This window comes from Sphingobium sp. Cam5-1, from assembly GCF_015693305.1.
Lineage (GTDB): Bacteria > Pseudomonadota > Alphaproteobacteria > Sphingomonadales > Sphingomonadaceae > Sphingobium.
Genome location: NZ_CP065138.1, coordinates 1,839,036 through 1,852,787, shown reverse-complemented (window position 1 = coordinate 1,852,787; position 13,752 = coordinate 1,839,036). Strand labels below are relative to the sequence as shown.

Here is a 13,752-nt window from a genome sequence, read left to right as displayed (position 1 = left end):
CCTCAAAATACGTTATTTATTTTGTGATCAGTTATAATCCTGATCGTTATTCAGGCCGTTTATTCAGTCTCTTTCCCGAAGAAGAAAGCGCTGTACTTTCCCGCTAGGTGTTTTTGGGATTTGATCGACAAAAGTGATTTCGCGCGGATAGGCATGTGCCGAAAGGCGTGACTTGACGTGAAGCTTCAAAGCTTCGGCCAATTCAGCGTCGGGTTCAAAACCATCGTTGAGGACTATGAAAGCCTTGATGATCTCCGTGCGTTGAGGATCCGGCTTGCCGACAACTGCCGATTCAAGAACAGCCTCATGCTCCAGCAGGGCGCTTTCGACGTCGAAGGGGCCTACGCGGTAACCTGAGGTCGTAATCACATCATCGGACCGTCCGATGAAGGAAATGCTGCCATCTTCGTTCCGTTCGCATGTATCGCCGGTGAGATACCACCCATCGACCAATGCCGATGTTTCCCGCCCTAAATAGCCGTCGAACCACATGAGCGGAGAGCGCGCACTGTCCAAGGCAAGGACGCCTGGCTCCCCCACGCCTCGTTCCAGCATTTGATCATCAAGCACCGCAATATGATGGCCGGGCAGGGGATAGCCCGCCGAACCTATGGCCACCGGGTGGGTCAGGCCATGGTGATTGCAAAGAACAATGCCTAGCTCAGTCTGGCCGTAATGATCCCGCATCGGCGCATTCAGATGTTCGGCAAACCAGCGGACCAGTTCGGGATTGAGGGGCTCGCCAGCGCTGCTGATAGCCCGCAATTGTCCGCGGACGGCGGCGGCAGGTTCCGGACCTGCGCCCATCATCATCCGGTAAGCTGTCGGCGACCCTGCGAGACTTGTCACACCAAAGGATTTGATCGTCTGGTAAGTGTCAGCAACGGAAAATGAACCTTCGAAGAATGTGGTAGCAAACCCGAGGGAAAGCGGCCCCACCACGGCATAATATAAGCCATAGGCCCAGCCGGGATCGGCCATGTTCCAGAAGACATCGTCACGGCTCAATCCGATGCCATCGAGCATGTAACGCTTGAAGGCTGCAATCGCCCGAATGGGCACATGAAGAGCCTTGGGCAGGCCAGTTGTTCCAGATGTGAACATCATCAGGAACGGATCATCCAATGTGCACGATGCCGGACTTAAGTCTCGTTCCAGACCGACAGCCTCTGACCAGAAGTCATGGTCACTTCCTTTAGGCGCAGAGGTCGTCAACACCGGGATGGCGGCAGCGCCGCTGATCTTGCTGCGATGTTCTGCGCTGGTGACGATTGCCTTCGTTCCGGCTTCGATCAGACGGTGATCGATTGCTTTAGGACCAAAGGCGGTGAATAGTGGTTGGTAAATGGCGCCGATCCGCCAGGCCGCCAAAGCGGTGATCAGTAATTCGGGCGTTCTGGAAAGTAGCCCGGCGATGCAATCGCCCTTCTTGATACCCAGCGACGCGAGGAGCCGTGCAAGCCGTTCCGAATGGATTTTGAGAGAATCGAAAGTCCATTCACTTTGCACGCCAAGAGAGTTCCGGTAACGAAGTGCGACCGCCGCCTTGTCGTCAGCATATCGATCACAGCAAATCTCGGCTGCGTTTACATGCTTGCTATCTCGTTGACGCAGTTCTCGAAGTTCTGATTCAAGATCGAATTCGCTTATCGCAGAGGCATAACTTTTGCCGTTCGGCGTCACCTGTCCCGCTCCTTTATTCAGCCGGAATTCCGATGACATCTGCCGATCGGTAATTTGTTTATGTCGCTCACCCTGGTTGCGGAGCGTGGCTGTCGTCTGATAATCGCTGCGGCGGTGAGCGAAGTCCAAGACGAATCCTCACTCGACTATGTCGAAAATCGTCTTTATCTCTTCTTTGAACGACCATCCGGGAGCGTCAGATGCGGATCGATCCGCGCCTTCTTATCGAGTTTGCAGCTGTCGCAGATGAAGCATCTTTCGCCAAGGCGGCCGCTCGTCTGCGCATCGCACAGCCTTGGCTGTCGGCACGGATCCGGCGGTTGGAAGACCTTCTAGGCTTCGCTCTCTTCACCCGCACGACCCGCAGGGTGGTATTGACGGCGCGCGGCGCCGAATTCCTCGTTGCGGCCAAAGCGGTGGCTGATGCTGTTGAGGCAGCGAACGCCCTGGCAATGGGGTTGCATCAGCCAAAATCCAAGTTGTTGCGGGTGGGCGCGGCGCCATATTCCAGGCCGATACATCAGCGCCGGATGCTGATTGAACAATTTGCAGCCCAGTACCCCAATGTCAGTTTGGAAATAGATATAGGCTGGAGCCTCGCACTTCTGGAACGGTTAAGGCAGGGCAGCATAGATCTCACTTTCATGATGGGGTCTTTCGACGAAAAGGAGTTCGAAGGAATCACGTTAAGGCGGTTTGGCCTGGCCATAACGATGTCTCGGTCGCACCCGCTGGCATCGCGGTCGTTGATTACGTCCGCTGATCTCGCAGGGCAGCGAGTTCAGGTCTTCACGAGAGGATTGAACCCGCGTTTGTGGGATGAACTTTATAAGCCGTTGCCCGCGCAGAGCGTGAGGTTTGTGGAAAATCCCGAGATGGCCGAAGGTCCCCCCGAGGAAATTGAAGATGATCTTCTCGCAGCCTTTTTCGACTTCGAGGGAGATTCACCATCGCTCCCTTCGGTCGTGCGCATAGCTTTCGATCACGCGCCCTGGTTGCCTTTCTCTTTGTTGAGACGGCATGCGGCGCTCAGCCCATCTGCAGAAGCATTTTGGACAGCGGCTAAGCTGGCAGCCGCTTAAGCCGGTTGGCCGACGAGGATGCGAGGCCCGAGGGGAGCGCTCTCGTTGTCGATCATCTGTCCCCCTTTAGGGCCGAGCCGATACGGAGCAGATCTTTCCGCGCGCGATGCCCGGTCGCAGCGATCGCAATATCAAGATGTTCGTGCAGGCCTTCTTCACTGGCATGGTTTCCGCCCGACCCTATGCGAGCACCGGACTGGTTGCTTCAATCGCCTTGCACTCGGTTCGTGCGCCCAACAATAGCGGCACGGCCATAACTTCGCTTTGCAGAAGGTCCCGCAGCTCGTCTAAAGGCAGGCCGTCAGGACTTTGAACCACAATGAATTATCGCCATTCCTTCCATGCTGGCAATAGCGCCGATGTCGTAAAGCACAGCCTGCTGATCGCCCTGGTGCGGGCCTTGCAGCACAAGCCGGGTCCGCTGACCCTGATCGACACCCATGCCGGCTGCGGGCTGTACGACCTTGGCGGCGACGAAGCCCAACGCACCGGCGAAGCCACGCAGGGCGTGCTGCGGGCCTTTGCCGATCCCAACCCGTTGCTGGACGAATACCGTGCCGCCGTACGGGCGGTGAATGTGGGTGACGAACCGCGGCTTTACCCCGGCTCACCGCGATTTCTGGCCCAGCTTTTGCGCCCGCAGGATTTCCTGATCCTGAACGAAAAGCATCCGGAAGACGCTTACACCCTGCGCGGCGCGATGCGGGGCACCAGCGCGGCTGTGCATGAACGCGACGCCTACGAACTTTGGCTGGCTATGCTGCCGCCCCGCACCGCGCGCGGCGTGGTGGTGGTCGACCCGCCCTACGAGCAGCCGGACGAACGCGCGCGTATCACCGCCACCCTCGCCGCCGCTTACCGCAAATGGGCGCATGGCGTGACGGTGATCTGGTATCCGCTGAAAGACAGCGCCACGCATTGGCGGTGGAAGCAGCAGTTACGCAAGCTCGGCATCCCGAAATTGCTGTTGGTGGAGCATTGGCTATACGATAGCGAGCAACCCGGAATCTATAACGGCGCGGGTCTCTATATCGTCAATCCGCCCTACGCTTTCACGCAGGCGCTGCCGCCACTGTTGCAGGCTTTGCGCGCCACGTTAGCGCCCGAAGGGCATAAGGGCGAGATTATATCCGGTTGGTTGGGCGATTAAAATAAGCCCTGACTACCCCCTTCACCCAAAGGGGAATTGCAGCGATTGAGGACGACTGAGAGCGTCGAGAAAAGCTGCGATACCACGGATGGAGTAAAGCTGCTGACATGCTAAGGGTATGACATGTTTCAAGCACCCGGCCGCAGCGGCACTGTAGAGATCGACGGTTTCAAATATGATTGGGAACTCTTGAGCGAGCCTCAATTGTCCTCTTCCGATGGCTGGAAGGGAATGACTGTCTCCCTACGTCAGAGAGACATGCCGCGCGAAGCCGTGCTGCAATTTCCGGCACCCAAGCGCCTGATGAAAGGATTGCCGAAAGGGCGTTTGCACATCAACGATGCGATTGCTTCGCGGGGGGTGCGGGCAGCATTATCGGCAGGATGGGATCCCGGGTCGCGAGGCAAACCCACGGTTTTCATGGTTGATGCCAATGGCGACTAGAGCATCGTGCGCAAAAGTGGGAACCGATTTTGCGCTTAAAACGATGCGATAGCAAAAAACTAGAGCGCGCGATCTGCGTCCTATTAAACGCAGCGCGCTCTAAGGGGGCGTCATGACGACCACCGGAATTACCGCCATTCCGAATGGTCGGCCAATCTCAATCTCAGCCCTCACCGAACAGAGCCCGCTGCGACGACTCGATTTCCTCAAAATATCTGCGTCTCGCATGTTTTTCGGTTAGCAGACCTAACATTCGGCCAGAATCGTCAACTATTGCCAGTTCGTCGGCCTCCCATCGGTCGAACAGTGGCAGGATGGTCTGGATATTGGCATCTGAACGGAGCGTCGCGTCGCGCAGCGTTGCAAGCTCGGCCACTCGCGCATCCCCCTCGAGCTCTGGCGCATATACTGCCGGCGTCGATACAATCCCGCGATAATGGCCGACCGCATCGGTGATGACGGCCTTGCTCGTCGATCCTAGCGGCACTCTTTTCCGAAACTCGGCCACGGTGCAATTCTCATCCAGCGATACCCAGTCCCGGCGCATCATGCGCGCGGCAGTCAGGTTTAGCACCCAGCCGATGTCGCGCGGACCGCGAATGCTTGATCCACGGAGATGAAGCCGCCACGTCGAGAAGGAATAGCCAAACAGCTCTCTTGTCACCGCGCTCGACAGCAAGGAAGCGGTCAGCACGACAGCCATCAGTCCGAAATCATGGGTTGTTTCCAGCATCAGCAGGGCCAAGGTCATCGGTCCGCCGACGATCGATACGCTCAGACCCGCCATGCCGACAAGGGCCGCATCTACAGGGTTGAGCGAGAGTCCGGTTCCTGACGCGTTGACAATGCCAGCGAAAATCTGCCCCGCCAAAGCCCCCAGGAACAGCGAGGCGAAGAACAGACCGCCCCGGAAGCCGAAGCTCAGGGAAATCACAGATGCGGCGATCTTGAGGCTCAATATAAGCAGCAGGAGACCGACGGCAGGCTTCAGGATGAGGTCGAGGTGCAATGCCCCATGCCCCGCCGACAGGGTTTGAGGAGACGCCAGAGCGAGAGGCATCAGCAGCAGTCCGCCGATCAGCGGCTTCCATCGCCCCAGTCTGACCCAGCCCTGGACCCGCACCTCTGCGAAAGTGACGAGCCGCATGATCGTGATGCCCAACAAGGCGCATAATATGCCCAGCAAGGCAAACAACAGATAATCCTCTGTAGCAATGACCCTGTTGGCAGTCGTTGCAATCAGCCAAGGTTCCACGCCCAGCGCTCGCGACACAGAAGCACCGGCCAGAGCGGCCGCGATGACGGGCGCAATTGCCGAGGGAGTATAATGGCCGATCACGATCTCGAAAGCGTAGAAGGCGCCAGTCAGCGGAGCGCCGAAAGCCGCCCCGATCGCTGCGCCAGCACCTGCCCCGACTAACGTACGCAGATCGTTACGCCGAAGTTTCAGCCACTGCCCCAGCAGCGAAGCGACGCCGCCGCCCATCTGGGCGAAGGCCGCCTCCAGCCCCACTGAAGCGCCCATTCCGTTGGAGATCACGGTTTGTGTTGCGATAACAAGATTGTCGGTCGCTGGAATACGTCCTCCATGGAGGGCATTCGCCTCGACGACGTCAATCGGCTCCCGCTTACGTCCCTTCAGCAGGAGCGCGAAAGACATCAACATCATTCCGCCCAGCGGAAGCGCCAGCAAGCGCAAGGGATGATGAATCGTTTCCAGCGCGCTCAACCGGTTGATCGTCACTCCGTAAAATATGTGCTGTAAAGCGTGCGCCAGCCCTTGCTGCACATTGGTCATCAGTCCCGCCGCGGCCCCGGCTGCGGCGGCGAGCAGGATGAAAGCTGCCTCGCTTTCACGAAGGCGCAGTCGCTGCCTGATCACGAATGACTTGATAAGCGCTTTCCAGTTTTGCCGCATTGTCCCAAAACGCCCTACAGCAGTTGTCATTCAAGACGATGAAGGAACTGCGCGCAAGCGTTCCCTGGCGCAAGGGAAACCGACGCCCTTCCCGATGTCGATCTATGACTATCGCTTTTGGCGTGCGCATCTATCGCCGTAAGACCAAGGCGGAGATGGACGTTTTCGTGGAGAAGGCGCTCCGCCGCGCCAGCGGGGAGTAGCTCGCGCTTATGCTTCGGTGGAGGGAAAAGGCTCGCTCTTGCTAATTCGAGAGCGTGACACCGCGCGTCCATCTGGTCCAATGTGAGCCTCGCCCCAAAGTGATCTCCTTAAATTCCCGGCGTGGAGCGTTCTTCGCCACCGGATGCGACTGTTCTTCCGGCCTCGCAGGCATTCGCAAGTGCAATAAATTCGCGTTGACGGGGTTGCGCTTCACCGTTTCGCGGTCCTTATTCCTATCCTCCGATGAGGAAAATTTATCTAGCGCGTGTCAGTTTTTTGGTGATTTGGAGCGCTAGGACGATGCCAGCTGAATTTGGATATCTGTTCAACGTAATGCGGATTAAAATCCGCCATATAAAGCGCATTATGCGAAGAAATAACGCATATATTTGATAAATAGTAAGTAGGCGGGCCAAAATTTACAAAAATATGACGGTGAGGGTTGCGGGGTGCCTGCGCGATCGTTAGCAGTTGTCAACATTGTCGGGCTGGCTTCTGCCAAGAAAAGGAACGCTGTCATGAAACAGGGAAAGACTCTTTCTGCATTGTTGTGCGGTGCAGCGATGACCGTGCCGACCGCTGCCTGGGCGCAGGATGCGGCCGATGGTGGTGGCGAGATCGTCGTCACGGCGACGCGCGAAGCCCGATCGCTTCAATCAGTGCCTATGAGCGTCAATGTGGCGACCGGCGAGCAGTTGCAGAAGCTGAACATTTTCGACGCCAAGGACGTTCAGCAGCTCGCTCCGGGCCTGGAGATGACCAACACTACGGGCCGTAACAATTCGACGACGCTGCGCGGTATTTCGTTCGATCCCGACCAGGGCACCGACCCTGCGGTCCAGGTCTATTTCAACGAAATTCCGACCGATGCGCAGACGGTCTACACGGCCCTTTACGATATCAAGCAGATCGAAGTGCTGCGCGGTCCCCAAGGCTTGCTGCGCGGCATCTCCGCCCCCGCAGGTGCGATCACCATCTCCACGGCGCGCCCCAGTTTCGATGAGATCGAAGGCTATGCGCAGACTACCGCTACCACGCGTGGAGGCTATAATGTGCAGGGCGGGGTTTCCCTGCCTTTCTCTGACAAGATCGCGCTGCGCGTTGCTGCACTGGTTGACGGCAATCGCCTGAACAACGTCCGCAATGTCAACACGGGCGAACGGTCGCGCAGCCGCACTGAAAGCGCCCGCTTGACCTTGGGCCTTCGTCCAACGGACAATCTCACTGCCTATATCACTTATCAGTATCTGTATGCGGACAATAGGCAGATGCAGCAGGTTATCGGATCAGGCAACACGTCGACGTTCGAAGCTGGCCCATTTCTGGGTGGTGCGCTGGTTCCGAACGCATCAACGCGTTCCGGTCCAGCCCTGGGTGTCGATGACTATGCCGCCGTCGCAGAGGGTACGAGCCGCAATATCAGTGAAAGTCACATCGTTAACCTGGCAATTGACTGGGATTTGGGTCCGGCAACATTGTCGTTTGTAGGGGCGCATCAGGATTCACGTCTGAAGGGCCAGCGTGATCTGGATGTCGGCAATGCAGTGCCCAATTACGTCTCCAACTCCTTTGGTCCAACTCCCTTCGTATACGACACGGTCGAAATGCGTTTGGCCACGAATAACAAGGAGGGCCTGGGCGGCGGCATTGGCGTCTTCTACAATAAGATGGGGGGAACGACGCGCATCTTTCAGCCAGGCGACAGCTTCATTTTCCCGTTTGAACAGAATGATAGCCTGAACACTCTGGGCGCGCTGCCTTATCTGCCCATCGCCACCCAGATTACCGTTCCGGTAGATCGGAGCATTTGGTCGTTCAACGCCAATCTTAACTTTCGTAGGGGCGGCTTGGCGATCGAAGGCGGCCTGCGTTACTCGATCATCAAGTCGGTGAATGTCAGCCGACTGGGGTTGAGCACGCCGGGCAACAGCTTGCTGTGCACCGGCGATCCAATTGTTGATGCTGTGTCCTTTGGCTGCTTACCGGCGTCCTACCCGGCAACGGACATCATTCCAGCCAGCCTGCGCAATACGTCTGACAAGCCGATCACGGGCGGCCTGACGATCAGTTACCAGTTGATGCCGTCGATGAATATCTTCGCCTCCTACGGCCACTCCTTCCGCGCCGGGAGCGTCAGCTCCGGCCTGCCCGATGGCCTCAGCGACGACCTGATCCTCACCCAGCCGGAAAAGACGGACTCGATCGAAGCAGGCGTCAAAGGCAGCTTCGCCGGACGCCGCCTGCATTATGCGGTGTCGGTCTACTATCAGAAGCTCGATAACTTCCTGAACCGTTTCAGCGGCATCTATTATCAGTCCGCCGTGGCCGCGCCGCCCACCGGCTTTTTCGATTTCAACTATAATGGCGACGCACGGATCAAGGGGATCGAAGGATCGCTGGACGGCCGGATCACGAGAGACTGGGACTTCGGCGTTAGTGCTGCCTATACTCGCGCCCGTTATCGCAACGCCCTGCTGCCGTGCAACGACTTCGCTGGAACTGGCCGCCCGAACCGGGACGGACCGGCGACCGTTACGGGGCCGGGCAATGTCAGCTTCTGCGCCAGCAACGGCCGCATCGGCGAGACGCCTGATTTCAGCCTGACCGCCAACACGGAAGTCCGTTTTCCGATGGACAGTGCTACGCCGTTCCTGCGTGGATTGTTCACGTACCGGCCCGGCTTTTATTCTGACCGGATCGATTATGATTATCGTAGCCGTGAAATGCTCAACCTGTTCGTTGGCCTTCGTGCCGAGGACAGCAAATGGGAATTCACCTTGTTCGCGAAGAATGTGCTGAACCAGAAGCGGATCGCCAACATCAGCCAGGGCAATGCCGTAGTCGGCACGTCCAGCGGCGTGGACTATGACTCGGGCTACCGCACGGTCAATGTTACCAATCCACGCGAGTTTGGACTGACGGGCAACTTCAAATTCTAAGATCAAGGCAGGGCCGGTCGGATCACCAACATATGAAGCAGCTTCATAATGATCCGGACCGGCCCCAGCGGCTGGGGTCACGTGTTCAAGTGACGTAAGCGCGCTATTCCTTTCCCTATGGAATCGTTGAGAATCTGCGGATCGAGTAGATACCAAGGTCATTTATAGTCGGCTTTTATGCATTGCCGTAATAAATTTCGTGATTTCTTAGAAAGAAATACAAATATATATTAATTTGTTATTTAAACAATATCAGAAATTATAATGAATATATTTAAAATGACGCGAATATGAAATGATATTTGTTTTTATATGACAATGTTTGTCACAAAAATGTTGTGATGGCCTCCTAATGGTGACCCCGCAAAGCATCCACTTGATGGATTTTTAAAGGGGTAATCATGAGTCGCTCTTCCACTATCCTGCTTCGGACTTCGATGAGTGCGTTGTTGCTGGGATCTGTATCCGCACCGACGCTTGCCAGTGCGGCAACTGCCGAGGCGACCGCCGCTGCTCCCGCCGCCGATACGGCGGACAGCGAGGGCATGGCCGCCATTGTCGTCACCGCCACCAAGCGGGAAACCGATTTGCAGGAAACGCCGATTTCCATGGCAGTCGTCGACACACAGGCGCTGGAAAACAGGCATGTGCAGAGCATGTACGATTTCGCGGACGGCGCCGTTCCGTCGTTGCGCGTCGCGACTTTCGAAGCGCGCCAGTCCGCGCTCACCATCGGCATTCGCGGCATCGTTCCGCTCGACGCCAACCAGCCCGCCCGTGAACAGGGCGTCGGCATCTATGTCGACGGCGTCTATATGGGCCGCCAGCATGGCCTGAACGCCGCACTGTTCGACATCGAGCGCGTCGAAGTGCTCAAGGGTCCGCAGGGCACGCTGTTTGGCCGTAACACCGAAGGTGGCGCGCTCAGCATCGTCAGCAAGGCACCGACCGGCGAATGGGGCGGCCGGATCGAAGCGGGCGCTGGCAATTATGGTAGCCGCACCGCCGACTTCCACCTCGACCTGCCGAAGGTCGCTGGCTTCTCGGTCAAGCTTGACGGCGTGATCCAGCATCAGGACGCAACCACTGAAAACCCGCTCGCGGGGCAGGTCGGCTGGAACTATTACAACCGCAAGGGCGCGCGCGCGGCCGTGCGCTGGCAGCCGACCGACACCATCACCAACGACTTCGCCTATGACGTCGCGAAGGACGAGAATACGCCCTTCTACAGCCAGCTGCTGAACTATAATCCGAACAATTGCGCCAACGGCACCCAGGCATCGCAGCCCGCCTGTACCCTGCCCGGCACGGCCTACACCAACCTGACCGGCGGCCCCGTCAAGCCCTTGCTGCCCGGTGTCGTCGTGAACGGCGACACCCGCATGGGTCAGGCCGACATCGGCGTGCCGCAGCAGGTCAGCGTCGACAAGACCCACGGCTTCACCAACACGCTGAAGTGGAACCTTGGCGACGAACTGGAGCTGCGTTCAATCACTGCATGGCGCGGCGTTGACGCGACCCAGTGGGACAATTCGGGCGGCGCGCACCGTCCGCCGCTGGTAAACCCGCCGCTCGGCAGCACTGCCGCTGGCTGCACCACGGCCGCACCCTGCGCATTCAGCCGCTACAGCCTCGCCGACCTGCGCCAGCGCCAGTTCAGCCAGGAACTGCAGGCGGTCGGCACCGTCGGTTCGATCGACTATGTTGCGGGTCTGTTCTACTTCAACGAACATGTCAGCGATGACGCCGCCACGCCCAGCTCCATGGGCGCGGTCGCCATTCGCGACGGGGCTGGCGTAATTACCGGCTACAATTATGCGCCGATCCCCTTCTGCACAGCGTCGACCCCGGCCTTCGTCGGCAAGGCCGTCAACGGCTGCTCAATCGACCGCGCTTCGGAAGTCTGGTCGAAGAGCTATGCCGCCTATGGTCAGCTGACCTGGAACGCGACAGACGCGCTGCACATCACGGTCGGCGGCCGCTACACGCATGACGAGAAGAAGGGCGTGCTGCACTATTCGCGCAACGTGAATTATGACACCGCCACTGCGGCTTTCCTGACCGGCGTTGGCTACCAGCCGCTGGACGCGACGTGGAACCGCTTCAACCCGATGGCAACGATTGCCTATGACGTCAGCAACGACCTGCACGTCTATGCGAAATATGCGACCGGCTATCGCGCTGGCGGCGCAAGCTCGCGCACGTCCAACTATCAGGCGTTCGATCCTGAAGATGTGAAGTCCTACGAAGTCGGCCTGAAGTCGGATTTCTGGAACAACCGCGCCCGGTTCAACCTCGCTGGTTACATCATGGACCGCAAGGACAGCCAGGTCGACATCAGCTCGATCCAGTTTGTCGGCAACACCAGCTTCAACAACCTGGTCACGATCAATGCGCCCGGCACCACGAAGATCCGCGGGATCGAGGCGGACCTGACGCTGAACCCGATCGAGGGCCTGACGCTGAATGCGTCTTACGCCTATACCTACACGAAGATCCCGCCGGTGTTCATCAACGCGACGGGCGTCTATCAGAACTTCTACATCGTGTTCACGCCGCGTAACGCCGCGAGCGGGTCGATCGACTACAGCCTGCCGATCGGCAGCGAAGACACGAAGCTGAAGTTCCACTTCGATGGCAACTATTCGCAGGCCACCCAGGCCTTCGACCAGTTCGCGACAAAGAATGACAGCTCGCTGATCTTCAACGGCCGCATCTCGCTGGCGGACATCGGGACCGGCGGAGGCCGCAACCTGACGCTCAGCCTGTGGGGACGTAACCTGTTCAACGAACAGCATGTCTTCCGCCGCGATCCGTCGAACAGCTTGCCGGCCGCACCGACGAACAGCACGGTCAATGGCGACATCAAAAACGTGCTTGGTGATTATGGCAACTTCAACGCGCCTCGCACCTACGGCATCGAAGCGTCCGTCAAGTTCTGATCATCTGATCTTCGCAACCTTTTGTGGCGCGCCGCCCCTTCGCGGCGCGCCATTTTTTATGCGGCTGGCAGCGTTACCGAAACCTGGAGGCCCGGGCGCGCATCGCCCAGTTCGATCGAGCCCCCATGCAACCGCGCGATCGATGCGACCAGCGGCAGGCCGAAGCCATGCCCCTTGACGTCGCCGCCGCCGGACAAGCGGCCGAAGCGATCCAGTGCTTTCGCGCGATCCGCAGGCGCGATGCCGGGGCCGTTGTCGGACACGATCAGAATTGCCCAGCCAGCTGACGCGCCCGATAGAGTGATGCGTATTTCCGAGCCCGCCGGGGTGTGGCGTACCGCATTTTCCACGAGATTGACGATCATCTGCGATAATAGCTGGGCGTCGCCGTTGACGATGGCGGGCTCCAGGCTGAGTTCTGCTATCGGATGCCCGCTGTCATCCAGCACGGCGTCCAGCGCCTCGACGCATTCGGCGACTAGATCGGCAAGGTTCACCGTCGCGAAATTCTCGCGCCGCGCCCCGCTGTCGATTTCGGCGATGCGCAGGAGTGCCGAAAAGAGGTTGAGCAATCCGTCGGCCTCGGCCTGTGCTTCATCGATCCTGTCGCGCACGGGGGCGGCCTTCGGATCATGGGCGATAAGGTTCAGCTGATTGCGCAGGCGCGCCAGCGGCGTCCGCAATTCGTGCGCCACCCCATTAGTGACGTTGCGAATTTCCTCCATCAGATGATTGATGCGGTCCAGCATGCGATTGAAAGCCTGCGCCTGTTGACCGAAGGCCGTGTGAGGATCGCTTCCGGGCACACGCTGCGACAGGTCGCCTTCGAAAATCGCATCGACGGTGCGGCGCATCTCGATGATCCTTTGGCGGATGATCAGCGTGAAAGTCGTCGCCGCCGCCAGCGCGATCAGGATGATCGAGCCGAAACCCAATAGGTAGATGCGCTTGCGGGCTGCGTTGTAATTATCAAAAGGTTCCGTTTCGGCGATCACCGCCAGCTTCAGTCCGCCTCCCAAATCCCGGACCATGACGCGGCCGTGAGAAAGACCTTTGATATCGTCCGCCAGATCGACGCTGGAGACGCCAAGGGGCAGGGGCCGCGACACGCGCACATTGCCTGCGATCTGCCGTCCATTTTTTAACAGGATGAAGCCAAGATCGGCGGTGTCGCGGTCATGTGCCGCGACGCGGATGCGGCGGCTGATCCCGCTGGCGCTGAAACCCCCGCCCTCGGGCGCCAAAGTTTCGCTCATGCCTGTGATGCGCTGCACCACCATATGGTCGATGGTTCGCAGCGTCGCGAAGTAGATGCCAAAGCCCGTGGTCAACGTGGCGAGGACAAAGAAGAACAGAAAGACGAGCGTGAGTGTGCGCAAGGACCGGGAAA

8 protein-coding genes are annotated in these 13,752 nt (G+C 58.4%); 5 read left to right on the top strand and 3 right to left on the bottom strand.

Annotated features, from left to right (window positions below; genetic code table 11):
- Positions 1–63 precede the first annotated feature (63 nt).
- Positions 64–1,812, bottom strand: coding sequence for an AMP-binding protein (locus IZV00_RS09245; protein ID WP_230463159.1), 1,749 nt, complete (start codon positions 1,810–1,812; stop codon positions 64–66).
- A 71-nt stretch (positions 1,813–1,883) separates the two neighbouring features.
- Here IZV00_RS09245 and IZV00_RS09240 point away from each other — a divergent pair, with 71 nt between their 5' ends.
- The 3 genes from IZV00_RS09240 (at position 1,884) to IZV00_RS09230 (ending at position 4,359) form a co-directional block, all read left to right on the top strand.
- Positions 1,884–2,765 carry a LysR family transcriptional regulator gene (locus IZV00_RS09240; protein WP_196224386.1) on the top strand — a complete coding sequence of 294 codons (882 nt, stop codon included), beginning with the start codon at positions 1,884–1,886 and terminating at the stop codon, positions 2,763–2,765.
- Between the two features lie 319 nt (positions 2,766–3,084).
- Complete coding sequence (locus IZV00_RS09235; protein ID WP_196224385.1) at positions 3,085–3,915, top strand: 23S rRNA (adenine(2030)-N(6))-methyltransferase RlmJ; 831 nt, start codon at positions 3,085–3,087, stop codon at positions 3,913–3,915.
- A gap of 123 nt (positions 3,916–4,038) precedes the next feature.
- Entirely contained in the window at positions 4,039–4,359 is a 321-nt protein-coding gene (locus IZV00_RS09230) for a hypothetical protein (protein ID WP_196224384.1), read from the top strand.
- A gap of 163 nt (positions 4,360–4,522) precedes the next feature.
- Here IZV00_RS09230 and IZV00_RS09225 read toward each other — a convergent pair whose 3' ends face one another.
- Positions 4,523–6,277 carry a chloride channel protein gene (locus tag IZV00_RS09225; RefSeq protein WP_196224383.1) on the bottom strand — a complete coding sequence of 585 codons (1,755 nt, stop codon included), beginning with the start codon at positions 6,275–6,277 and terminating at the stop codon, positions 4,523–4,525.
- A 722-nt stretch (positions 6,278–6,999) separates the two neighbouring features.
- Here IZV00_RS09225 and IZV00_RS09215 point away from each other — a divergent pair.
- On the top strand, positions 7,000–9,420 hold the full coding sequence (locus IZV00_RS09215) for a TonB-dependent receptor (RefSeq protein ID WP_196224382.1): 2,421 nt from the start codon (positions 7,000–7,002) through the stop codon (positions 9,418–9,420).
- A gap of 401 nt (positions 9,421–9,821) precedes the next feature.
- Positions 9,822–12,362 carry a TonB-dependent receptor gene (locus IZV00_RS09210; protein ID WP_196224381.1) on the top strand — a complete coding sequence of 847 codons (2,541 nt, stop codon included), beginning with the start codon at positions 9,822–9,824 and terminating at the stop codon, positions 12,360–12,362.
- A gap of 56 nt (positions 12,363–12,418) precedes the next feature.
- Here IZV00_RS09210 and IZV00_RS09205 read toward each other — a convergent pair whose 3' ends face one another.
- Positions 12,419–13,741 (bottom strand): HAMP domain-containing sensor histidine kinase, encoded by a 1,323-nt coding sequence (locus IZV00_RS09205; RefSeq protein WP_230463158.1) that lies wholly within the window; start codon positions 13,739–13,741, stop codon positions 12,419–12,421.
- Positions 13,742–13,752: the final 11 nt, after the last annotated feature.

Excerpts from the sequence above, each read along its gene's own strand:
- IZV00_RS09210 (WP_196224381.1), top strand. The coding sequence starts at position 9,822 with ATGAGTCGCTCTTCCACTATCCTGCTTCGGACTTCGATGAGTGCGTTG.
- IZV00_RS09230 (WP_196224384.1), top strand. The coding sequence starts at position 4,039 with ATGTTTCAAGCACCCGGCCGCAGCGGCACTGTAGAGATCGACGGTTTC.
- IZV00_RS09240 (WP_196224386.1), top strand. The coding sequence starts at position 1,884 with ATGCGGATCGATCCGCGCCTTCTTATCGAGTTTGCAGCTGTCGCAGAT.
- IZV00_RS09225 (WP_196224383.1), bottom strand. The coding sequence starts at position 6,277 with ATGCGGCAAAACTGGAAAGCGCTTATCAAGTCATTCGTGATCAGGCAG.
- IZV00_RS09215 (WP_196224382.1), top strand. The coding sequence starts at position 7,000 with ATGAAACAGGGAAAGACTCTTTCTGCATTGTTGTGCGGTGCAGCGATG.
- IZV00_RS09235 (WP_196224385.1), top strand. The coding sequence starts at position 3,085 with ATGAATTATCGCCATTCCTTCCATGCTGGCAATAGCGCCGATGTCGTA.